The organism is Streptomyces tendae, assembly GCF_008632955.1.
In the GTDB taxonomy this organism is placed as follows: domain Bacteria; phylum Actinomycetota; class Actinomycetes; order Streptomycetales; family Streptomycetaceae; genus Streptomyces.
In genome coordinates, this window is sequence record NZ_CP043959.1 from 5,133,171 (window position 1) to 5,156,216 (window position 23,046).

Genomic DNA, 23,046 nt, shown 5'->3' on the forward strand with positions numbered 1-23,046 from the left:
ACCTGGGGGGTCTGTTCCGGGTCGACGTGTTCAGGTCAGAATCGTCGGGCGAATCTACGCGCGTTGTGCGCCGTCGTCGTCCGAGGAGAACCTGACATGCCGTTGGACCGCCGGAAGTTCCTGAAGAAGTCCGCCGTCACGGGGGCGGGGGTGGCGCTGGCGGGTACGGTGGCCACTCCCGCGGCCGAGGCCGCAGCGCCTGCGGGACGGGGCAAGAAGCCGGTGAAGCGGTACGCACTGACCGTGATGGGCACGACCGACCTGCACGGGCACGTCTTCAACTGGGACTACTTCAAGGACGCCGAGTACCGGGACACGGACGGCAACGCCCAGGGCCTGGCGCGCGTGTCCACGCTGGTGAACCGGATCCGTAAGGAGCGGGGCCGGGAGAACACGCTGCTGCTGGACGCGGGCGACACCATCCAGGGCACGCCGCTGACCTACTACTACGCGAAGGTGGACCCGATCACCGCCGAGGGCGGTCCGGTGCACCCGATGGCGCAGGCGATGAACGCCATCGGGTACGACGCGGTGGCGCTCGGCAACCACGAGTTCAACTACGGCATCGAGACGCTGCGGAAGTTCGAGGAGCAGTGCGACTTCCCGCTGCTGGGCGCCAACGCCCTGGACGCGAAGACGCTGAAGCCCGCCTTCCCGCCGTACTTCATCAAGAAGTTCCACGTGAAGGGCGCCCCGCCGGTGAAGGTGGCGGTGCTGGGGCTGACCAACCCGGGCATCGCGATCTGGGACAAGGCGTACGTGCAGGGGAAGCTGACGTTCCCGGGCCTGGAGGAGCAGGCGGCGAAGTGGGTGCCGAAGCTGCGCTCGATGGGCGCGGACGTGGTCGTCGTGTCGGCGCACTCGGGTACGTCCGGCACCTCCTCGTACGGTGACCAGCTGCCGCACGTGGAGAACGCGGCGGCGAACGTGGCGCGGCAGGTGCCGGGCATCGACGCGATCCTGGTCGGCCACGCGCACGCGGAGATCGCGGAGCTGCGGGTGACCAACGAGAAGACGGGCAAGGAGGTCGTGCTGTCGGAGCCGCTGTGCTACGCGGAGCGGCTGACCCTGTTCGACGTCGAGCTGGCCTTCGAGCGGGGCCGCTGGCAGGTGGGGTCGGTGAAGGCGTCGCTGCGGGACGCGGCGTCGGTGGAGGACGACCCGCGCATCACCCGGCTGCTGGGCGACGAGCACGCGCAGGTGGTGGCGTACGTCAACCAGGTGGTGGGGACGGCCACCGAGACGCTGACGACGGTGGAGGCGCGGTACAAGGACGCGCCGATCATCGACCTGATCAGCAAGGTGCAGGAGGACGTGGTCAGGGAGGCGCTGGCGGGCACGGAGTACGCGTCGCTGCCGGTGCTGTCGCAGGCGTCGCCGTTCTCGCGGACCAGTGAGATCCCGGCGGGCGAGGTGACGGTCCGGGACCTGTCGGGCCTGTACGTGTACGACAACACGCTGGTGGCGAAGCTGCTGACGGGTGCCCAGGTGCGGGCGTACCTGGAGTACTCGGCGGAGTACTTCGTGCAGACCGCGGCCGGCGCTCCGGTGGACGTCGACCGGCTGACGAACGCGGGCGGGCGTCCGGACTACAACTACGACTACGTGTCGGGTGTGCGGTACGACATCGACATCGCCCGGCCGGCCGGGTCGCGGATCAGGAACCTGACGTTCGACGGCGCCCCGGTGGACGACGCGCAGCGGTTCGTGTTCGCGGTGAACAACTACCGGGCGAACGGCGGCGGCGCGTTCCCGCACGTGGCGTCGGCGCAGGAGCTGTGGGCGGAGTCGACGGAGATCCGGACCCGGATCGCGGAGTGGGCGACGGCCAAGGGCGTGCTGGACCCGAAGGACTTCGCGTCGGAGGACTGGCGGCTGACGCGGGACGGCACTCCGGTGTTCTGACCGTCCGGGGTACTGCCCGCGGGGGCGCCGCCGGTCCGTCCGGCGGCGCCCCGACGCGTTCGTGTCCGCTGTCACGCCTCCTGGACGCGCAGGGCGCGGGCCAGGTCGTCGAGCTGGTCGGTGAACTGGCGGCGCAGGGCGGGGACGGGGTCGGCCTTGCGCAGCGTCTTCTCGCCCAGCTTCAACGTCTCGGCGTCGACGGCGTGGGCGGGGAAGGCCCAGCGTCCGACGGCCGCGGCGATGGCGGGTCCGCGGCGCGCGGCGACGGCGACGGAGTCCTTGAAGTAGCGCGCCACGTAGGGGCGGACCAGTTCGGCCTGTTCGGGCTGCCAGAAGCCCTGGGCGGTGGCGGTGAACAGGTAGTTGGACAGGTCGTCGGAGGCGAACATGGCGTCCCAGGCGCGGGCCTTGGCGTCCGGGTCGGGCAGTGCGGCCCGGCAGCGGGCGGCGCCTTCCTGGCCGGTGGCGCTGGGGTCGCGGCGCAGTTCCTCGGCGATGTCGGTCTCGGTGACGGCGCCGAGTGTGGCGAGGCGGGCCAGGACGCGCCAGCGCAGTTCGGGGTCGAGTTCCGGGCCGCCGGGGACGGTGCCCTCGGTGAGCCAGGCGGCGACGGGTTCCGGGTGGGCGGCGGCGTCAATGGAATGGCGCACGGCGACCAGGCGCAGGCCGGGGTGGTCGCCGTCCTCGGTGCGGCGGATGAGGTCGCGGCACAGGTCGGTGAGGGTGGCGAGCGCGGCCGGGCGCCGGGCGGGGCTCAGGTAGCGGTCGGCGACGTGTCCGGAGGCGAAGGCGAGGACGCCCTGCACGAGGGCGACGTCGGTCTCGTGGGGCAGGTGGGCCCGGGCGATGTCGAGGTAGTCGGCGGCGGGCAGCTCGCCGTCGCGTACGGCGTCCCGGAGCGCGTTCCACACGACGGCGCGGGTGAGCGGGTCCGGCAGGCCGGACAGGTGGGTGCGCAGGGTGGCCAGGGACTCGCTGTCGAAGCGGATCTTGGCGTAGGTGAGGTCGCCGTCGTTGAGGACGACGAGGGCGGGGCGGGTGCCGCCGGTGTCGAGGGAGACGGTCCCGTCGGCGGGGACGTCGGCGTCGATGCGCTCGCGTAGGGCGAGGCGTCCCGCGTCGTGCAGGTCGCGGTCGTAGACACCGACGGTGATGCGGTGCGGGCGCCTGCCGCCGTCCCGTTCGGTGGCGGTGCCGTCGGCGGGCGCCGGGCGGGCGTCGCCGAGGTTGCGGACGGCGAGGGTCCAGGAGCCGGGGTCGCCGCCGCGCACCTCGGGGACGAGGGTGTCGACGCCGGTGGTGCGCAGCCAGGCGTCGGCCCAGGCGTGCACGTCGCGTTCGGTGGCGGCGGCCAGCGAGTCGATGAACTCGGCGAGTCCGGCGTTGCCGAACCGGTGGCGCTCGAAGTGGATGTTGATGCCGACGAGGAAGTCCTTCTCGCCGAGCCAGGCGACGAGCTGGCGCAGCGCGGAGGCGCCCTTGGCGTAGGAGATGCCGTCGAAGTTGAGCAGGGCGGAGGCGGTGTCCTCGACGTGCTCCGGGGCGACGGGGTGGGTGGAGGGCCGCTGGTCGGCGTCGTAGCCCCAGGCCTTGCGGGAGACGCCGAAGTCGGTCCAGGTGTCGGTGCCGCGCCAGCGGGGCGGCTGTCCGCCGGGGCTCGCGGGGGTGACCTCGTTGAGGGTCTGGTAGCCCATGTACTCGGCGAAGGACTCGTTGAGCCAGATGTCGTCCCACCAGCGCAGGGTGACGAGGTCGCCGAACCACATGTGGGCCATCTCGTGGGCGACGACCATGGCGCGGGTCTGCCGCTCGGTGTCGGTGACGGCGGAGCGGTAGACGAACTCGTCCCGGAAGGTGACCAGTCCGGGGTTCTCCATGGCGCCCGCGTTGAACTCGGGGACGAAGGCCTGGTCGTAGGAGTCGAAGGGGTACGGCTCCTCGAACTTCTCGTGGTAGCGGTCGAAGCAGGCGCGGGTGATGTCGAGCAGTTCGTCGGCGTCCGCGTCCAGGTACGGGGCCAGGGAGCGGCGGCAGTGCAGGCCGAAGGGCAGGCCCCGGTGCTCGGTCCGCACGGAGTGCCAGGGGCCGGCGGCCACGGCCACGAGGTAGGTGGAGATCAGCGGGGTGGGGGCGGCCTTCCATACGCCGCCGCCGGTGTGTTCGGTGACGCCGTTGGCGAGGACCGTCCAGCTCTCGGGCGCGGTGACGGTGAGGTCGAAGACGGCCTTGAGGTCGGGCTGGTCGAAGGCGGCGAAGACGCGCTGCACGTCGTCCAGGAAGAGCTGGGTGTAGACGTAGGTCTCGCCGTCGGTGGGGTCGGTGAAGCGGTGCATGCCCTCGCCGGTGCGGGAGTAGTCCATGCGCGCGTCGACCAGCAGCTCGTGCTCGCCGGCGGTGAGGTTCTTCAGCGGGAGCCGGCCGTCGTCGAGGAGGGCGGGGTCCAGGGGCTGTCCGTCGAGCGTGACGGTGCGCAGCTCGGCGGGCTTGATCTCGACGAAGGTGTCCGCGTCGGTGCGGGCGCTGAACCTGATGAGGGTGCGGGAGTCGAACGTCTCGTCCCCGGCGGTCAGATCGAGAGCGATCGTGTAGCGGTGGACGTCGATGAGCTGTGCTCGGTTCTGCGCTTCGTCGCGCGTCAGTACGGACATGCGTGCCATGCTGCCTGATGCCGCCTGCCGGGCACAGAGGAGGATGGGGTACGGGGCCTATGTCCGGTCCTCCTCGAGCTCCGCGGTGTGCGCCCCCGGGGGCTGTGCGGGCGGCACGTGCGCGTGCGGACGGGACGGCGCGGGGCGTGCGGGCGGGGTGCCGCGTTCGTCGAGCCGGGCGCGCAGGGCGCGTATCTCGGCCTCCAGGGCGAGCCGCCGCTGGTGGGCGTCGTACAGGTGGCGCACCTTGGTGCGCAGGGCCCAGGGGTCGACGGGTGTGGTGACCAGGTCGGCCACGCCGAGGCGGTAGGCGGCGGCGCCGAGGCGGCGGTCGCGGGCGAAGCCGGTGAGCAGGACGACGGGGACGTGCCGGGTCTGTTCCAGGCGGCGCATGTGGCGCACGACGTCGAGCCCGCCCATGCCGGGCATGTGCACGTCGAGCAGGAGCAGGCCGACGTTCCCGCGCAGCAGCTGCTTGAGCGCCTCGTCGCCGCTGGTGGCCCGGCCCAGCAGGTGGCCCAGCGGGGCCAGGGCGCTCTCCAGGGCGTACAGGGTGTCCTCGTGGTCGTCCACGAGGAGGATGCGGGCGGTGGGCGGCATGGCGCACGTCCTTCCCCGTCAGGGTCCGGAACGTCGCTCCGGGCGCTGACGGACGGTGCTCGCCGGCGGACGAGGAGTGCACGGCGCAGCATGCACCGCGCGGGCCGCCCTGTCACTCCCCGCGGAGGAGGAGACGGTGTCCGCCGTGCTCAGGCCGTGCCGTTCGCGGTGTCGTCGGCGATGCGCTCGTGGTGGCGGATCACCTCGGCGATGATGAACGTCAGGAACTTCTCCGCGAAGGCCGGGTCGAGCTTGGCACTCTCGGCGAGGGCGCGCAGCCGGGCGATCTGCCGGGCCTCGCGCCCGGGGTCGGCGGGCGGCAGCCGGTGCTCGGCCTTGAGCCGGCCGACCTGCTGGGTGCACTTGAAGCGCTCGGCGAGCATGTGGACGACGGCCGCGTCGATGTTGTCGATGCTGTCGCGCAGGCGGGTCAGCTCGTCGAGGACGGCGGGGTCGGCGTCCGGGGTGGCGGCGTTGCTGGTGGTCATGGCGGTTCAGCCTACGGCCGGGCGGCCCCGGGCGCGGACGGGGCGGCCTCGGGGGCGGGCCCGTACAGTGGAACGGGGTCCAGGCGCGGCGGGGGTGCGACGTGGCGAACGGCGGGCCGGTGGAGCGCGGTTACCCGCATCTGCGGACGGTGCGGGAGTCCGTCACGGCGCTGTACCGGCGCCTGTCGTACGACACGGTCCGCACCTTCTCGGTGAGTGTGGCGCCGGCCGACGTGGCGTTCTGCGACACGGACGACCTGCATCTGGGGGCGCAGCGGGTGGCTCACGAGATGGTGGGGCACTACCGCCTGCCGGACGCGCGGCTGATCGTCGGGTTCCGTGAGATGACGCATGCGGCGAACGTGGAACTGACGGCGGGCCCGGAGTACTTCGTCGAGCTGAACGACCGGTTCCGTGACCATCGGCGGGACATCGGGGCGGCGCTGGCGCACGAGGTGGCGCACGTGTACCTGCACCGGCTGGGGCTGGCGTTCCCGTCGACGCGGGAGAACGAGATCCTCACGGACACCGCGGCGACGTACCTCGGCGCGGGCTGGCTGCTGCTGGACGCGTTCCGGGAGGACGGCGCGTCCTCCCAGAAACTCGGGTACCTCACGCCGGAGGAGTTCGGCTACGTGCTGGCGAAGCGGTCCCTGCTGTTCGGCGAGGACCCGTCGGTGTGGTTCACCAGTGCGCAGGCGTACTCGGCGTACCGGGAGGGCATGGCGCTGGCGCGGCGCGACGCGGAGCAGCCGCCGCTGCTCTCCGCGGGGTGGGCCGGGCGGCGCCGGTACGCGCGGGACCGGCGGCACGCCCTGGGGCACGCGGAGGCGGCCGGGCCGGGGCGGGAGACGCCGTACCGGTTCTCGGCGGACGGCCACGGACCGCTGCGGGTGTCGTTCCCCTGCCCCACCTGCCACCAGCGGATCCGGGTCCCGGTGACGGGGCGTGTGCGGGCGCGGTGCGGTGTGTGCCGGACCGTCCTGGAATGCGACACCTGAGGGCCGGGCCCCGCCCCATCCCGTCGGCGACCGCCACAAGAGCGGCATTTCACCCCAGCATTCGCCCATGTCTCAGGCGTTCGCTATTTTGTTCGCCGCTGTCGTCGTGTGCGCCGCCGTCCCCGCCGGCCCGTTTCCGTCCCGACCCCGCCGAGGAGCCGGCCTGTGGAGCCCGAGTCCGTCGTCACCACCTGTTACCGCCATCCGCGGGTGGAGTGTCACGTCCGCTGTGTCCGCTGCGACCGGTACATCTGCCCCGACTGCATGCGCGAGGCGGCCGTGGGCCACCAGTGCCCGGAGTGCGTGCGGGAGGGCGCCCGGTCGATGCGGCAGGCGCGCACCCTGGTGGGCGGCCGGGTCTCGGCCGTGCCCGTCGCGACGTACGTGCTGATCGCCCTGAACGTGCTGGCGTACCTGACGGAGGTGGTCCGGCCCGAGGTCGTGGACCGGTTCGCGATGCTGGGCGCGGGGCTGGCCGGCCCGGACGGCGGCCACTACCTGTGGACCGACGCGTACCCTCCGGGCTTCACCCCCGAGGGGCTGGCGGGCGGCGAGTGGTACCGGCTGCTGACCGGCGCGTTCCTGCACCTGCCGCCCACGGAGGGCACCTTCGGCGTCCTCCACCTGGTGATGAACATGGTGGCCCTGTGGAATCTGGGCCGGATGGTCGAGCCGATGCTGGGCCGCCTGCACTACCTCGCCCTGTACCTGCTGTCCGCGCTGGGCGGTTCGGTGCTGGTGCTGCTGATCGCGCCCTCGGACCCCACGGTCGGCGCGTCCGGCGCCCTGTTCGGCCTGGGTGCCTCCTACTACGTGATGGCCCGGCGGGTGGGCGCCGACATGCGCGGGGTGAACCGCCTCATGGGCGGACTGCTGCTGTGGCTGGTGGTGTCGGCGCTCTTCACCTCCTGGCAGGGCCACCTGGGCGGGCTGCTGACGGGCGGGCTGGTGGCCCTGGCGTTCGCGTACGCCCCCCGCGACGGCCGCCGGGCGGCGGTGCAGATCGGTGCGTGCGCGGGGCTGGCGGTGCTGCTGGCGGTCTTGACGGTGGTCAAGGTGTCCGAACTGACAGGTGGAGGGATCCCCCAGTGAAACGTGCCGGTGTGCTCTTCCTCGCGGGCGTCCCCGTGGTCGCCACGGCGGTGTACTTCGTCCTGCCGTCGGGGGCCGCGGACGCGCCGGCCGCCCCCACGTCGGTCGGCGCGCAGTCCTCCCGGGACGACGTCAAGGACCGCGCCGAGCAGGACCACGAGGAGCAGCGGGACAAGGACGACGAGATCGTCGCCTCCCTGCCCCCCGGACTGGCCGCCCCGGCGAAGAAGGAGCTGGCCCACAAGCTGGTGGCGAGCGCCGAGCACTCCACCACCGACTGGCGCTCCACCTACGGGATCATCGAGGACCGGGACGACGACTGCGGCTACACCGCGGGCATCATCGGCTTCTGCACCGGCACCCACGATCTGCTCACCCTCGTGGAGCACTACACCGAGAACCGTCCCGGCAACGGGCTGGCGCGCTATCTGCCCGCCCTGCGGAAGGTCGACGGCACGGACTCCCACGAAGGGCTGGACCCCGGCTTCACGGACGCCTGGAAGGCGGAGGCCGAGGTACCGGAGTTCCGCGCGGCGCAGGAGGAGGAGCGCGACCGTGTCTACTTCGAACCGGCGGTGCGCCTCGCCAAGCTGGACCGCCTGGGCACCCTCGGCCAGTTCGTCTACTTCGACGCGATGGTCTTCCACGGCACCGGCACCGACGAGACCGGCTTCTACGCCCTGCGGGAGCGCGCGCTGAAGCAGGCGAAGACACCCGCCATGGGCGGCGGCGAGAAGGCGTACCTGGACGCCTTCCTCGACGTCCGCCGCGACACCATGCTCACCCGGTACCCGGACCGCGACACCTCCCGCGTCGACACCGCGCAGCGCCGCTTCCTCCAGGCCGGGAACCTTGCGCTGGACACCCCGCTGACCTGGGAGATGTACGGGGACCACTACACCCTGTCCTGAACGTGTTCGCGGCGCCTGCCCAGTCGGTCCGGTCGGGGACTGGCGGGCAGGCGCCGCGGTGTTCCGCACGCCTTTGTGCGGGACGTCTCGGGGGGTCAGACCGCCAGGGCGCGGTCCGTCGGGCGGATCGGGGCGGGCAGCGCGCTGGCCCCGGTGAGGAAGCGGTCGCAGCCCCGGGCGGCCGAGCGGCCCTCGGCGATCGCCCACACGATGAGCGACTGACCGCGGCCCGCGTCACCGGCGACGAACACACCGGGCACGTTGGTCTGGAAGTCGCCGTCGCGGGCGATGTTGCCGCGCGCGTCCAGCTCCAGGCCGAACTGCTCGACCAGGCCGTTGTCCCGGTCGGTGCCGGTGAAGCCCATGGCCAGGGTGACCAGCTGTGCCGGGATCTTGCGCTCGGTGCCCGGCTTCTGCGTGAGCTTGCCGTCGACGAACTCGACCTCGGTCAGGTGCAGCCACTGGACGTTGCCGTCCTCGTCGCCCTCGAAGTGGGTGGTGGAGACGGAGTAGACCCGCTCACCGCCCTCCTCGTGCGCGCTGGTGACCTTGTACAGCATGGGGAAGGTCGGCCAGGGCTGGGCGACCGGGTCCCGGTCGTCGTTCGGGCGGGGCATGATCTCCAGCTGGGTGACGGAGGCGGCGCCCTGGCGGTGGGCGGTGCCCACGCAGTCGGCGCCGGTGTCGCCGCCGCCGATCACGACGACGTGCTTGCCCTCGGCGGTGATCGGCGGGGAGACGTAGTCGCCCTCCTGCACCTTGTTGGCCAGCGGCAGGTACTCCATGGCCTGGTGGATGCCGTTGAGCTCGCGGCCCGGCACCGGCAGGTCGCGCGCGGTGGTCGCGCCGACCGCGAGGACCACGGCGTCGTACCGCTTGCGCAGCGCGGTCGCCGGCATGTCGCGCCCGATCTCGACACCGGTGCGGAACTTGGTGCCCTCCGCGCGCATCTGCTCGATACGGCGGTTGATGTGCCGCTTCTCCATCTTGAACTCGGGGATGCCGTACCGCAGGAGGCCTCCGATGCGGTCCGCCCGCTCGTAGACGGCGACGGTGTGGCCGGCCCGGGTCAGCTGCTGGGCGGCGGCCAGGCCCGCGGGGCCCGAGCCGACGACCGCGACGGTCTTGCCGGACAGCCGCTCGGGAATCTGCGGGGCGACGTCACCGGTCTCCCACGCCTTGTCGATGATCGAGACCTCGACGTTCTTGATGGTGACCGGCGGCTGGTTGATGCCGAGCACGCAGGCCGACTCGCACGGCGCGGGGCACAGCCGCCCGGTGAACTCCGGGAAGTTGTTCGTGGCGTGCAGCCGGTCGCTGGCCGCGCCCCAGTCCTCGCGGTAGGCGTAGTCGTTCCACTCGGGGATGAGGTTTCCGAGCGGACAGCCGTTGTGACAGAACGGGATGCCGCAGTCCATGCAGCGGCTGGCCTGCTTGCTGATGATCGGCAGCAGGGAGCCGGGGACGTAGACCTCGTTCCAGTCCTTCTTCCGCTCCTCGACCGGACGGGACCTGGCGACCTCGCGGCCGTGGTTCAGAAAGCCCTTCGGGTCAGCCATTGATCGCCGCCTCCATCATCTTCTCGGTGATCTCGGTCTCCGACAGACCGGCTCGCTCGGCGGCGTCCTTGGCGGCGAGCACTGCCTTGTACGTGCTGGGGATGATCTTGCTGAAGCGCTCCACGGCGGTGTCCCAGTCGGCGAGCAGCTTCTCGGCGACGGTGGAGCCCGTCTCCTCCTGGTGACGGCGGACCACGTCGTGCAGCCACTGCCTGTCGGCGTCGTCCAGCGCCTCGACGGAGCCGGCGTTGCCGGCGTTGACGTTGTCCCGGTCGAGGTCGATGACGTAGGCGACGCCGCCGGACATGCCGGCCGCGAAGTTGCGCCCGGTCTCACCGAGGACGACGGCGTGGCCGCCCGTCATGTACTCGCAGCCGTGGTCGCCCACGCCCTCGGAGACGACGAGCGCGCCGGAGTTGCGGACGCAGAACCGCTCGCCGGTCTTGCCGCGCAGGAACATCTCGCCGCCGGTGGCGCCGTAGGCGAGGGTGTTGCCCGCGATGACGCTGTACTCGGCGAGGTGGTCGGCCGCCCGGTCGGGCCGCACGACGATCCGGCCGCCGGACAGGCCCTTGCCGACGTAGTCGTTGGCGTCGCCCTCCAGGCGCAGCGTGACACCGCGCGGGACGAAGGCGCCGAACGACTGGCCGGCGGAGCCGGTGAAGGTGATGTCGATGGTGTCGTCGGGCAGGCCCGCGCCACCGAACTTCTTGGTCACCTCGTGGCCGAGCATGGTGCCGACCGTGCGGTTGATGTTGCGGATGGCTACCTGGGCGCGCACCGGCTGGGCGTCCTCGGCGCCGGTGGCGGAGAGCGCGTCGGCGGCGAGCTTGATCAGCTCGTTGTCGAGCGCCTTCTCCAGGCCGTGGTCCTGGGCGACGACCTGGTGGCGGACGGCGCCCTCGGGCAGCTCGGGCACGTGGAACAGCGGCTCGAGCTCCAGGCCCTGCGCCTTCCAGTGGTCGACCGCGCGGGTCACGTCGAGGACCTCGGCGTGGCCGACGGCCTCCTCGATGGAGCGGAAGCCCAGCTCGGCCAGCAGCTCGCGGACCTCCTGCGCGATGAACCGGAAGAAGTTCACCACGTACTCGGCCTTGCCGGTGAAGCGGTCGCGCAGCACCGGGTTCTGGGTGGCGATGCCGACCGGGCAGGTGTCCAGGTGGCAGACGCGCATCATGACGCAGCCGGAGACCACCAGCGGGGCGGTGGCGAAGCCGAACTCCTCGGCGCCGAGCAGCGCGGCGATCACCACGTCACGGCCGGTCTTCAGCTGGCCGTCGGTCTGCACGACGATCCGGTCGCGCAGGCCGTTGAGCAGCAGGGTCTGCTGGGTCTCGGCGAGGCCGAGCTCCCAGGGGCCGCCCGCGTGCTTCAGCGAGGTCAGCGGCGAGGCTCCGGTGCCGCCGTCGTGGCCGGAGATCAGTACGACGTCCGCGTGGGCCTTGGAGACGCCCGCGGCGACGGTGCCGACGCCGACCTCGGAGACCAGCTTGACGTGAATGCGCGCCTGGGGGTTGGCGTTCTTCAGGTCGTGGATGAGCTGGGCGAGGTCCTCGATGGAGTAGATGTCGTGGTGCGGCGGCGGGGAGATGAGCCCCACGCCCGGGGTCGAGTGCCGGGTCTTCGCCACCCACGGGTAGACCTTGTGGCCGGGCAGCTGGCCGCCCTCGCCGGGCTTGGCGCCCTGGGCCATCTTGATCTGGATGTCGTCGGAGTTGACCAGGTACTCGGAGGTCACGCCGAAGCGGCCGGAGGCGACCTGCTTGATGGAGGACCGGCGGGCCGGGTCGTACAGGCGCTCCGGGTCCTCGCCGCCCTCACCGGTGTTGGACTTGCCGCCCAGCTGGTTCATGGCGATGGCGAGGGTCTCGTGCGCCTCCTGGGAGATGGAGCCGTACGACATGGCGCCGGTGGAGAAGCGCTTGACGATCTCGGAGACCGGCTCGACCTCCTCGACGGGGATCGGCCCGCGGCCCGGCTTGAAGCCGAACAGGCCGCGCAGCGTCATCAGCCGCTCGGACTGCTCGTTCACCCGCTCCGTGTACTTCTTGAAGATCTCGTAGCGGCCGGAGCGCGTGGAGTGCTGGAGGCGGAAGACCGTCTCCGGGTCGAACAGGTGCGGCTCCCCCTCGCGGCGCCACTGGTACTCGCCGCCGATGTCCAGGGCGCGGTGCGCCGGGGCGATGCCGGAGGCGGGGTACGCCTTGGCGTGGCGGGCGGCGACCTCCTTGGCGATCACGTCGATGCCGACGCCGCCGATCTTGCTGGTGGTGCCGTTGAAGTACTTCTCCACGAAGCCCTCCTCGAGACCCACGGCCTCGAAGACCTGGGCGCCGCGGTAGGAGGCGACCGTGGAGATGCCCATCTTGGACATCACCTTCAGCACGCCCTTGCCGAGGGCGTGGATGAGGTTGCGGATGGCCTGCTCGGGCTCGGCGCCCGGCAGGAAGGTGCCGGCGCGGACCAGGTCCTCGACCGACTCCATCGCCAGGTACGGGTTGACCGCGGCGGCGCCGTAGCCGATGAGCAGGGCCACGTGGTGGACCTCGCGGACGTCGCCGGCCTCGACCAGCAGGCCCACCTGGGTGCGCTGCTTGGTGCGGATGAGGTGGTGGTGGACGGCCGCGGTGAGCAGCAGCGACGGGATCGGCGCGTGCTCGGCGTCGGAGTGCCGGTCGGACAGGACGATCAGGCGGGCGCCGTTCTCTATGGCGGCGTCGGCCTCGGCGCAGATGTCCTCGATGCGGGCGGCGAGGGCCTCACCGCCGCCGGCCACCCGGTAGAGGCCGGAGAGGGTCGCGGCCTTGAACCCGGGCATGTCGCCGTCGGCGTTGATGTGGATGAGCTTGGCCAGCTCGTCGTTGTCGATCACCGGGAAGGGCAGGGTGACGCTGCGACACGCCGCGGCCGTCGGCTCCAGCAGGTTGCCCTGCGGGCCCAGGGAGGAGCGCAGCGAGGTGACCAGCTCCTCGCGGATGGCGTCCAGCGGCGGGTTGGTGACCTGCGCGAACAGCTGGGTGAAGTAGTCGAACAGCAGCCGCGGGCGCTCGCTGAGCGCGGCGATCGGCGAGTCGGTGCCCATGGAGCCGATGGGCTCGGCGCCGGCCTTGGCCATCGGGGCGAGGATGACGCGCAGCTCCTCCTCGGTGTACCCGAAGGTCTGCTGCCGGCGGGTGACCGAGGCGTGGGTGTGCACGATGTGCTCCCGCCCGGGCAGGTCGCTCAGCTCGATCTCGCCGGCCTCGAGCCACTCCGCGTAGGGGTGCTCCGCGGCGAGGGCGGCCTTGATCTCGTCGTCCTCGATGATGCGGTGCTCGGCGGTGTCCACGAGGAACATGCGGCCGGGCTGCAGCCGGCCCTTGCGGACCACCTTGGCCGGGTCGATGTCGAGCACGCCGACCTCGGAGCCGAGGACGACCAGGCCCTCGTCGGTGACCCAGTACCGGCCGGGGCGCAGGCCGTTGCGGTCGAGCACGGCGCCGACCTGGGTGCCGTCGGTGAAGGTGACGCAGGCCGGGCCGTCCCAGGGCTCCATCATCGTGGAGTGGTACTGGTAGAAGGCGCGCCGGGCCGGGTCCATGGAGTCGTGGTTCTCCCACGCCTCCGGGATCATCATCAGCACGGAGTGCGGGAGCGAGCGGCCGCCCAGGTGCAGCAGTTCGAGCACCTCGTCGAACGAGGCGGAGTCCGAGGCGTCCGGGGTGCAGACCGGGAAGGTGCGCTCCAGGTCCTTCGCCGTGCCGAACAGGTCGGACATCAGCTGGGACTCGCGGGCCCGCATCCAGTTGCGGTTGCCCTTGACGGTGTTGATCTCACCGTTGTGCGCGACGAAGCGGTACGGGTGCGCCAGCGGCCACGACGGGAAGGTGTTCGTGGAGAACCGGGAGTGCACCAGCGCGATCGCGGAGGCGAAGCGGCGGTCGGACAGGTCCGGGAAGAAGGGCTCCAGCTGGCCGGTGGTCAGCATGCCCTTGTAGACGATGGTCCGCGCGGACAGCGACGGGAAGTAGACGCCCACCTCGCGCTCGGCGCGCTTGCGCAGCAGGAACGCCTTGCGGTCCAGGGCGATGTCCCGGCTGGTGCCGTCGGAGACGAAGAGCTGCCGGAAGACCGGCATGGTGGAGCGGGCGGTGGCACCCAGCAGCTGGGGCGCGACCGGCACCTCGCGCCAGCCGAGCACGGTCAGCCCCTCGGCGGCGGCGATCTCCTCGATGCGGGCGACGGCGGCGTCCGTGCCCTCCCCGGGCAGGAAGGCGATGCCGGCGGCGTATCCGCCCGCCTCGGGCAGGTCGAATTCGGCCACCTCACGGAAGAAGGCGTCCGGGATCTGGGACAGGATGCCCGCTCCGTCGCCGGAGTCCGGCTCGGAGCCGGTGGCACCGCGGTGCTCCAGGTTGCGCAGGACCGTGAGGGCCTGGTCGACCAGGGTGTGGGACGCCTCGCCGGTGAGGGTGGCGACGAAGCCGACGCCGCAGGCGTCGTGCTCGTTGCGGGGGTCGTACATACCCTGCGCAGCAGGGCGAGCATCCATGAACGACCAGCTCGTGCGGTCGTTCGAGGAATGCTGGGACGGCTGGCGCGGCGTACGCATCGGCTCTCCCGTCGTCGTCATGTGGCATATGCGTGCCGAGGGACGACGTTGGCCCTCTGCGTGGCTAAATTTCGTGCAGGTTACATGATGGAACGACTCTCGGGAACCGGGACTTCTGTTCCAGCATGCGGACATCGAGTGGGTCGCGGCGGGGTTCCGCACCTGTGTCGACGAGAGACTGTGGGGACCGCGGCGGGCAGATCGGTGTCCGCCGGTCCGATGGCGGGGAAAGGCTTCGTCGCCTCGCCCGCTGGGCGCGCCGCAGGCCTCATTGCCTGCAGCGCGTACGGCTCATGCCCACTGGTCACACGTGCGAAACCAGCAAGTAATGATTATTTATGCGAGGCTCCGCATAAACGCAAGGGGCCTCATCCTACGGCCGTTCCGAACAGCGAGCCGAGGGCGTACGTCACACCGGCCGCCGCACCGCCGAGGGCCAGCTGCCGCAGTCCGCTGTACCACCAGGACCGCGCCGTGACCTTGGCCACCACGGCACCGCACAGGAACAGTCCGAGCAGCGCCACCAGCACGGCCGGCCACAGGCTGCTCGCGCCGAGCAGGAAGGGCAGGACCGGCAGCAGCGCGCCCAGGGCGAAGGAGCCGAAGCTGGACACGGCGGCGACGGTGGGCGACGGCAGGTCGGAGGGGTCGACGCCCAGCTCCTCACGGGCGTGTATCTCCAGCGCCTGCTCGGGGTCGCGGGAGAGCTGCCGGGCGACCTCGCGGGCCAGCTCCGGCTCGACCCCGCGGGCCTCGTAGAGCGCGGCGAGCTCGGCCTCCTCGTCCTCCGGGTGCTTGCGCAGCTCACGCCGCTCGACGGCCAGCTCGGCCTCGACCAGCTCACGCTGGGAGGCGACCGAGGTGTACTCGCCGGCCGCCATGGAGAAGGCACCGGCGGCCAGTCCCGCGAGGCCGCTGAGGACGACGGTCTGCTGGCCGACGGCGCCGCCGGCGACGCCCGTCATCAGGGCGAGGTTGGAGACCAGCCCGTCCATCGCGCCGAACACCGCCGGGCGCAGCCAGCCGCCGTTGACGTCGCGGTGGGTGTGGTTGTCGCGGTGCGCCTCGTGCAGCGTCGCCTCGGTCTCGATGATGGCCATGCCGGTCCCCCAGGACGTTCTCGGGCACCCTCGCCCGGGTGCCCATTTGGACTCGTTCTATTTTTCGACGAAAACCAGTCTACGCCTCGACCGAACCTCCTGCCAGCAAGGAAAGGCTGGGCTAACCAGCGGTTTTGCGGTTCTCACCGCGGTGCGTGGATGGCCCCGCCGATGTCGTCCGGGTGACGCTCGGGCGGACGAGGCTGCGGCGAACACGGCACCGGGGACAGTTCCGCAAAGGGCCCGCGCCCCGCGGGGCGCGCCTGAGAGGAGAGCCGCGTATGGCATCGACCGCCCGCATCCCCTCGGTGCCCGCGCCCGGGGACGCCCCCGGTCTCCGCGAACGGGCACGCGGCGCGCTGCTCGGCCTGGCCGTCGGCGACGCCCTCGGCGCGCCCGCCGAGAACATGAAGCCCTCCGAGATCCGCGCGAAGTGGGGCCGCGTCACGGGTTACGTGACCGACCCCCCGGCGGGCACGGACGACACCGAGTACGCCATCTTCTCCGGACTGCTGGTGGCCCGGCACGGCTCCGCGCTCACCCCCGCGCATGTCGAGGCGGCCTGGCACGAGTGGATCGCCGACCGCGCCGAGGGCCCCTTCCGGGGCGCCGGCTTCAGCGAGCGCGGCACCCTGGAGAACCTGCGCCGGGGGCTCGCCGCGCCCATCTCCGCCCAGCACCGGCACGCCTGGAGCGACGGGCTGGCGATGCGGGCGGCGCCGTACGGCGTGCACGCGGCCGGACGCCCGGACGAGGCGGCCCGGCTCGCGGCGATCGACGGTTCGGTCAGCCACGACGGCGAGGGCATCTACGGCGGGCAGGCGGTCGCGGCGGGCGTCGCGGCGGCCATGGCCGGGGCACCGGTGGTCACCGTCGTGGCCTCGGCACTGGCCGTGGTGCCGGACGACTCCTGGACCGCCCGCTCGCTGCGCCGCGCGGTGACCGCCGCCCACCACGGCGAACGCGCCGTCCGCGCCGCGGTGGTGATCGGCGGTTACCCCTGGACCGACCTGGCGCCCGAGGCGGTGGCCCTCGCCTTCGGCGCGTACGCGACGGCCGACGGCGACTTCGAACAAGCGGTGCTGACCGCCGTGAACATGGGCCGCGACGCCGACACGACGGCGGCGGTCGCGGGCGCGCTGGCGGGGGCGACCCAGGGTGTCGCCGCCGTCCCGGAGCACTGGGCCGCGGCCATCACCCCGGCCCGCGGCAGCTGCCTGCCCGCCATGGCCGGCCACCACGTCCTCGACATCGCGGACCTCCTGACCCCGGAGACCCCCACATGACCTCCACCACCCCCGCACCGACCACCGACGACACTCCGGCCACCCACGACACTCCGGCCCCCGGCACCGCGCGGGACGACGCGGCCCCGGCGCCGCGCACACCCGCCGGACCCGCACCCCGTCCGGCCCGCTCGGCCGTCGAGGGCCTGCTCCTCGGACTCGCCGCCGGGGACGCCGCCGGCTGGCCCGCCGCCCGCCACCGCGCCGCCCGCATGCCCGAGTGGACCCGGCGGCTCACCCGCGAACTGGACACCTTCGCCGAGCAGAACGCCACCACCACGCTCCCCGTCCCCATCGCCCTCAACCAGCCCCCCGAGCCCCTGCGCCTCGGCCCCTCCGACGACGCCGAGTGGGCCGCGTTCGCCGCCGAGGCGGTGCTGCTCGCGGGCGACGACACCGTGCTCGGCGACCTGAGCCGGGAGCGCCGTACCCGCGCCGCCATCGACCTGACCTGGAACGCGGTCGCGGCCGAGGTGGCCGCCGCCACCGAGCGGGCCCCCGAGACCGAGTCCGCCGTCCTGCCCCTGCGCGCCCGCATCTCCGTACGGGCCGGCCTCGGCAACCTCGCCACCGGTCTGCGCCCGCCCGCCACCGGGCACGACAACCCGCACTACTTCGACGACGCCGCCTGCGTCCGGGCCTGCGTGCTGGCCGTGGCGCACGCGGGCGACCCGCGGGCCGCCGCCGACCTCGCCGAGTTCGACGCCCGCTACACCCAGGACGGTGACGGTGTGCACGGCGCGCGCGCCATGGCCGCCGCCGTGTCGCTGGCGCTGGCCGGGGCGGACCCGCGCGCCTGCGTGGAGGCCGCCTGCGCCGAACTGCCCGAGGACACCGAGATCGGCCGCAACGCCCGGCACGCGCTGGTCCTCGCGGCGGACGCCGACAGCGCCTTCGCCCTGGTGCCGTCGCTGGAGCACCAGATCGTCGACCACGTCTACAGCTACGGCGTCGCCGCCGCCGAGACCGTCCCCGTCGCCCTCGCCCTGACCACCGCCGCCCGCGGCCGGATCGCGGAGGCGGTCCCCGCGGCGGCCTGCCTGTCCCGGGTCGCGGACTCCGCCCCGGCGCTGGCCGGCGCCCTCACCGGGGCGCTGGGCGGGAGCGCCGCGATCCCCCGGTCGTGGCGGGAGAGCTGCCGCACCCTCTCCGGCTGTGTGCTGCCCCGGCTCACAGGGACGGACCTGGTCGAACTCGCCGGGCTCCTGGAAGCCGCCCAGCCGGCCGCACCGAGAGGATGATTCCGGCATGACACGCGAATCCACCGAAGACCGAACAAGCACGCCTTCCCTGGCGGAACGGATCACCGGGGCCCTGGTCGGGGCGGCCGTCGGCGACGCCCTCGGCGGCCCGGTCGAGGGGTACTCCCCCGAGCAGATCACCGAGCGCCACGGCGGCCGCGTGCACGGCGTGGTCGGCCCGTGGAACGGCGACGCCTGGCGCACCGCCCGCCCCGTCGCGCCGTACCACAAGGGCGACGGCCACGTCACCGACGACACCCTGATGACCCACGCGCTGGTCCGGGTGTACGCACGGGTCCGCGACCACCTGGACGCCTACGCGGTCGCCGACCACCTGGTGCCGGACCTGATGACGAACCCGCGCTGGATCCCGGAGCTGGAGGCGGAGACGCTCCCGCTGCACCGGATCTTCCTCGCCGAGAAGTGGCTGGTGGCCCGGCTGCACTACGGCCACGTGGACCCGCGCGAGGCAGGGGCGGGCAACATCGTGAACTGCGGCGCCGCGATGTACATGGCCCCGGTCGGGCTGGTCAACGCGGCCCACCCGGCCGCCGCGTACGCCGAGGCCCTGGACGTCGCGGGCGCCCACCAGTCGTCGTACGGCAGGGAGGCGGCCGGGGTGTTCGCGGCGGCCGTGGCGGCGGCCTGCGCGCCCGGGGCGACCCCGGAGTCGGTCGTCGCCGCGTGCCTGTCCCTGGCCAAGGACGGCACCCGGGAGGCGATCGAGCGGGTCTGCGCGGAGGCGGAGCGGCACACCGACTTCGAGTCGGCACTCGGTCCGCTGCGCGCGGCGGTCGCCCCCTACGACACCGTGGGCCCCGACTACCGCTCCCCCTCGCTGGGTGCCCGGCGCCCATCCCGGCTGCACGCGATCGAGGAGCTGCCGGTCGCCCTCGGCATGGTGCTGGTGGCGCGCGGCGACGCCCGGCACGCGGTGCTGGGCGCGGTGAACTACGGCCGCGACTGCGACTCCATCGCCACGATGGCCGGGGCGGTGACCGGCGCGCTCGGCTCGCCCGTCCCCGAGGAGTGGGCCAAGACGGTGGCGGCGGCCAGCCGCCTCGACCTGTGGGAGCCGGCCGCCGCGCTGACCGAGGTGGCCCGCGAGGTCTTCGCCCGGGACGTGGAGCGCCGCCGCGCCCACGAGCGGGCGTTCGCACAGCTGGGAGGGGCCGGATGCTCCGACTGACCTGGGTCCAGCCCGAGGACCTCGTCGGCCACGAACTGCGCCAGGCCGCCCTGGACGGCCGTGAGCCGTCGGCGGTCGCCGCCCGCTGGCTCGCGGCGGGCGGCCCGCCGGCCCCCTCCGCCGCCGGCGCCTCCCCCCGGCCGGCCTCCCGCTGTCTGCGGCTGCTGGCCGGTGACCTGCTGGACGAACTGGCCGACCTGCCCAGCACCCTGGCGGACGACGAGCCGACCGACCTCTCCGCCGTCAGGGCCCTGTGCCCGGACTGGCCCGCCTCACCCGCCGCCCCGCCGGCCTGGGACGGGCCCGCGTTCGAGGCCCGGCTGGAGGCCGCCTGGCTGGGCAGGTCGGCCGGCTGCCTGCTGGGCAAGCCGGTGGAGAAGCTCCCCCTCGCGGCCATCCGCGCCCTCGCCCGCGCCGCCGGCAACTGGCCCTTGAACGACTGGTTCACCGCCCGGGGCGTCCCCGCGGAGCTGCTGGCCGCGCACCCCTGGAACCGGCGCTCCGCGGCCACCTCGCTCGCCGAGAACATCGACGGCATGCCCGAGGACGACGACCTCAACTACCCGCTGCTCGCGCTGCTCGTGCTGCGGCGCCACGGCCGTCGCTTCGGCACCGCCGACGTGGCCCGCGTCTGGCTCGACGAGCTGCCCGCCGGCCGCACCTTCACCGCCGAGCGCGTCGCCTACCGCAACCTCCTCGACGGCCTCGAACCCCCGCTCACCGCCCGCCACCGCAACCCGTTCCGCGAGTGGATCGGCGCCCTGATCCGCGCCGACGTCCACGGCTGGACCAACCCCGGCGACCCGGGCGCCGCCGCCGCGCAGGCGCACCGCGACGCCGTCCTCACCCACACCGCCAACGGCGTCTACGCGGCGATGTTCACCGCCGCCGTCATCGCCGCCGCGGCCACGGGTGAGCACGACGTGCACGCCTGTCTGCGCACGGGCCTCACCGTCGTCCCGCCCCGCTCCCGGCTCGCCATGGCCGTCCGTGACGCCGTACGGCTGGCCCGGGAACACACCGGCTTCGACACCGTCGTCGACCTGCTGCACGCGGCGTACGGCGCCACCCACCACTGGGTGCACGCCGTCCCCAACACGGCCCTGCTCGCCGCCGCCCTCACCCACGCCGACGGGGACTTCACCGCCTCGGTCTGCCGCGCGGTGTCCGGGGGCTGGGACACCGACTCGGTCGGTGCCACCGCCGGCAGCGTCGCCGGGCTGCTGGCCGGCTCGCCCCGCGCGCTGCCCGAACGCTGGACGGCCCCGCTGAAGAACCGCCTGGCCACCTCCGTCGGCGACTTCGACGGCACCGGCTTCGACACCCTGGCCCGTCTGACCCACCTGGAGGCGTCCCGCCCATGACGACACCCCCCGAACCGGCCGCCGCCGCCCCCGCCGCTCCCCCGCTCACCGGTCTGCGCGTCCTGGACCTCGCCACCCTCTTCGCCGGCCCCCTCGCGGCGACCCTGCTCGGCGACTTCGGCGCCGAGGTCGTCAAGGTCGAGCACCCGAGGAGACCGGACCCCTCACGGGGCCACGGGCCGTCGAAGGACGGCATCGGCCTGTGGTGGAAGGTGCTCGGCCGCAACAAGCGCACCATCACCCTCGACCTGTCCACGCCAGGCGGCCGCACCACCCTGCTGCGCCTGGTGCGCACCGCCGACGTGGTCATCGAGAACTTCCGCCCCGGCACCCTGGAGAAGTGGGACCTGGGCTGGCCCGAGCTGTCCGCCGCCAACCCCGGGCTGATCCTGGCCCGGGTCACCGGCTTCGGCCAGTTCGGCCCGTACGCGCGCCGGCCGGGCTTCGGCACCCTCGCCGAGGCGATGAGCGGCTTCGCCGCGCTCACCGGCGAACCGGACGCCCCGCCCACGCTGCCGCCGTTCGGCCTGGCCGACTCGATCGCGGGGCTCACCACGGCCTACGCGGTCATGACCGCCCTCACGGGGCGCGACCGCACCGGTGAGGGGCAGGTCGTCGACACGGCCCTGATCGAGCCGATCCTCAGCGCCCTCGGCCCCCACCCCACGTGGTACGACCAGCTCGGTCACGTCCAGCCCCGCACCGGCAACCGCTCGCAGAACAACGCCCCGCGCGGCACGTACCTCACCGCCGACGGCACCTGGGTCGCCGTCTCCACCTCGGCCCAGTCGATCGCCGAGCGGGTGATGGTGCTGGTGGGCCGGCCCGACCTGATCGACGCGCCCTGGTTCGCCACCGGCGAGGGCCGGGCCCGGCACGCGGACGTCCTGGACGAGGCGGTCGGCGGCTGGATCGCCCGGCACACCCGCGCCGACGTCGTGGCCGCCTTCGAGAAGGCGGAGGCGGCCGTCGCCCCGGTCCAGGACGTACGGGACGTGATGGCGGACCCGCAGTACCAGGCGCTGGGCACGATCACCACGGTCGACGACCCGGAGCTGGGTCCGCTGCGCATGCAGAACGTGCTCTTCCGGCTCTCCGGCACCCCCGGCGCGATCCGCTGGGCGGGCCGCCCGCACGGCGCGGACACCGAGGAGGTCCTCACCGAGCTGGGTCTCACCCCGGCCGAGCTCGCGGAACTGCGCGCGGAGGGCGCCCTGTGACGGGCTTCCCGCTGACCTGGCTGTACGCCCCGGGCGACCGTCCGGCGGTGGTGGCGAAGGCGCTCGTCTCGGGGGCCGACGTGGTGGTGGTCGATCTGGAGGACGCGGTCGCGCCCGACCGCAAGGCCTACGCCCGCGGCGCCACCGCCGAGCTGCTGCGCGACCCGCAGCCGGTGCCGGTCCATGTACGCGTCAACGCCCTCACCGGCCCCTGGGGACCGGCCGACCTGGCGGCCGTCGCCCCGGCCCCCGGCCTGTCGGGGCTGCGGCTGCCCAAGGTGTCCTCGCCGGCCGACGTGGTGCGCGTGGCGCGCCGGACCGTCTCCGCGCGGGGCGGTTCCCCGCCGCTGTACGCCCTGCTGGAGACCGCGCTGGGCATCGAGCATGCCCACGCCGTGGCGACCGCCCACCCGGCCCTGCGCGGCATCGCGATCGGAGAGGCGGATCTGCGGGCCGACCTCGGGGTGCGCGAGGACTCCGGCCTGGACTGGTGCAGGGCCCGGGTGGTGGTGGCGGCCCGCGCGGCCGGGCTGGCCCCGCCCACGCAGTCCGTGCACCCGGACATCCGCGACCTGGAGGGCCTGGAGGCGTCCTGCGTGCGGGGCCGCGCCCTGGGGTTCCTGGGCCGCGCCGCGATCCATCCGCGCCAGCTCCCGGTCATCGAGCGCGCCTACCTGCCGACGGCGCGCGAGATCGAGCAGGCGGAGACGGTGCTCAAGGCAGCGGCGGCCACGCGGGGGGCCCAGGCGCTCCCGGACGGCACCTTCGTGGACGCGGCGGTGGTGGCGGCGGCCCACCGCACGCTGTCCCTGGCCCACAAACGCTGACGCGCGGAGGGCGCCCGGGGTCTC

At 73.3% G+C, this 23,046-nt stretch carries 16 protein-coding genes; 10 read left to right on the top strand and 6 right to left on the bottom strand.

Going from position 1 to position 23,046, the window contains the following annotated elements; all coding sequences use genetic code 11:
• The first annotated feature begins 96 nt into the window (after positions 1–96).
• On the top strand, positions 97–1,905 hold the full coding sequence (locus F3L20_RS23655; RefSeq protein ID WP_150156069.1) for a bifunctional metallophosphatase/5'-nucleotidase: 1,809 nt from the start codon (positions 97–99) through the stop codon (positions 1,903–1,905).
• A gap of 71 nt (positions 1,906–1,976) precedes the next feature.
• Here F3L20_RS23655 and pepN read toward each other — a convergent pair whose 3' ends face one another.
• From pepN to F3L20_RS23670, 3 genes are all read right to left on the bottom strand, one after another.
• The gene (gene pepN, locus F3L20_RS23660) at positions 1,977–4,562 is read right to left on the bottom strand and encodes an aminopeptidase N (RefSeq protein WP_150156070.1); all 2,586 of its coding nucleotides are present in this window, start codon (positions 4,560–4,562) and stop codon (positions 1,977–1,979) included.
• A gap of 48 nt (positions 4,563–4,610) precedes the next feature.
• Positions 4,611–5,153, bottom strand: coding sequence for a response regulator (locus F3L20_RS23665; protein ID WP_150156071.1), 543 nt, complete (start codon positions 5,151–5,153; stop codon positions 4,611–4,613).
• Positions 5,154–5,302: 149 nt separating this feature from the next.
• The gene (locus tag F3L20_RS23670; protein WP_024882496.1) at positions 5,303–5,641 is read right to left on the bottom strand and encodes a chorismate mutase; all 339 of its coding nucleotides are present in this window, start codon (positions 5,639–5,641) and stop codon (positions 5,303–5,305) included.
• Between the two features lie 101 nt (positions 5,642–5,742).
• Here F3L20_RS23670 and F3L20_RS23675 point away from each other — a divergent pair, with 101 nt between their 5' ends.
• The 3 genes from F3L20_RS23675 (at position 5,743) to F3L20_RS23685 (ending at position 8,645) form a co-directional block, all read left to right on the top strand.
• A complete protein-coding gene (locus F3L20_RS23675; RefSeq protein ID WP_150156072.1) occupies positions 5,743–6,642 on the top strand; it encodes a hypothetical protein in 900 nt (299 codons plus the stop codon).
• A gap of 165 nt (positions 6,643–6,807) precedes the next feature.
• Positions 6,808–7,734, top strand: coding sequence for a rhomboid family intramembrane serine protease (locus tag F3L20_RS23680; protein ID WP_150156073.1), 927 nt, complete (start codon positions 6,808–6,810; stop codon positions 7,732–7,734).
• Positions 7,731–8,645: a chitosanase gene (locus tag F3L20_RS23685; RefSeq protein WP_150156074.1), complete on the top strand. Its 915-nt coding sequence runs from the start codon at positions 7,731–7,733 to the stop codon at positions 8,643–8,645. The genes F3L20_RS23680 and F3L20_RS23685 overlap by 4 nt, the downstream gene beginning before the upstream one ends.
• Positions 8,646–8,740: 95 nt before the next feature.
• Here F3L20_RS23685 and F3L20_RS23690 read toward each other — a convergent pair whose 3' ends face one another.
• From F3L20_RS23690 to F3L20_RS23700, 3 genes are all read right to left on the bottom strand, one after another.
• Positions 8,741–10,204 carry a glutamate synthase subunit beta gene (locus F3L20_RS23690; protein WP_150156075.1) on the bottom strand — a complete coding sequence of 488 codons (1,464 nt, stop codon included), beginning with the start codon at positions 10,202–10,204 and terminating at the stop codon, positions 8,741–8,743.
• Positions 10,197–14,795, bottom strand: coding sequence for a glutamate synthase large subunit (gene gltB / locus F3L20_RS23695; protein ID WP_150157477.1), 4,599 nt, complete (start codon positions 14,793–14,795; stop codon positions 10,197–10,199). Before gltB ends, F3L20_RS23690 begins: the two co-directional genes overlap by 8 nt.
• Before the next feature lie 368 nt (positions 14,796–15,163).
• Complete coding sequence (locus F3L20_RS23700) at positions 15,164–15,895, bottom strand: VIT1/CCC1 transporter family protein (protein WP_150156076.1); 732 nt, start codon at positions 15,893–15,895, stop codon at positions 15,164–15,166.
• 281 nt (positions 15,896–16,176) lie between these two features.
• Between F3L20_RS23700 and F3L20_RS23705 the strand changes: the two genes are divergently transcribed.
• Genes F3L20_RS23705 through F3L20_RS23730 form a run of 6 tightly spaced genes read left to right on the top strand, consistent with a single transcriptional unit; the run spans position 16,177 to position 23,022 of the window.
• Positions 16,177–17,181: an ADP-ribosylglycohydrolase family protein gene (locus tag F3L20_RS23705; protein ID WP_150156077.1), complete on the top strand. Its 1,005-nt coding sequence runs from the start codon at positions 16,177–16,179 to the stop codon at positions 17,179–17,181.
• A complete protein-coding gene (locus F3L20_RS23710) occupies positions 17,178–18,422 on the top strand; it encodes an ADP-ribosylglycohydrolase family protein (protein ID WP_150156078.1) in 1,245 nt (414 codons plus the stop codon). The genes F3L20_RS23705 and F3L20_RS23710 overlap by 4 nt, the downstream gene beginning before the upstream one ends.
• 7 nt (positions 18,423–18,429) lie before the next feature.
• Positions 18,430–19,611 carry an ADP-ribosylglycohydrolase family protein gene (locus tag F3L20_RS23715; RefSeq protein WP_150156079.1) on the top strand — a complete coding sequence of 394 codons (1,182 nt, stop codon included), beginning with the start codon at positions 18,430–18,432 and terminating at the stop codon, positions 19,609–19,611.
• Positions 19,599–20,975, top strand: coding sequence for an ADP-ribosylglycohydrolase family protein (locus F3L20_RS23720; RefSeq protein WP_150156080.1), 1,377 nt, complete (start codon positions 19,599–19,601; stop codon positions 20,973–20,975). Before F3L20_RS23715 ends, F3L20_RS23720 begins: the two co-directional genes overlap by 13 nt.
• On the top strand, positions 20,972–22,195 hold the full coding sequence (locus F3L20_RS23725; protein ID WP_150156081.1) for a CaiB/BaiF CoA transferase family protein: 1,224 nt from the start codon (positions 20,972–20,974) through the stop codon (positions 22,193–22,195). Before F3L20_RS23720 ends, F3L20_RS23725 begins: the two co-directional genes overlap by 4 nt.
• Positions 22,192–23,022 carry an HpcH/HpaI aldolase/citrate lyase family protein gene (locus F3L20_RS23730; RefSeq protein WP_145825254.1) on the top strand — a complete coding sequence of 277 codons (831 nt, stop codon included), beginning with the start codon at positions 22,192–22,194 and terminating at the stop codon, positions 23,020–23,022. Before F3L20_RS23725 ends, F3L20_RS23730 begins: the two co-directional genes overlap by 4 nt.
• Positions 23,023–23,046: the final 24 nt, after the last annotated feature.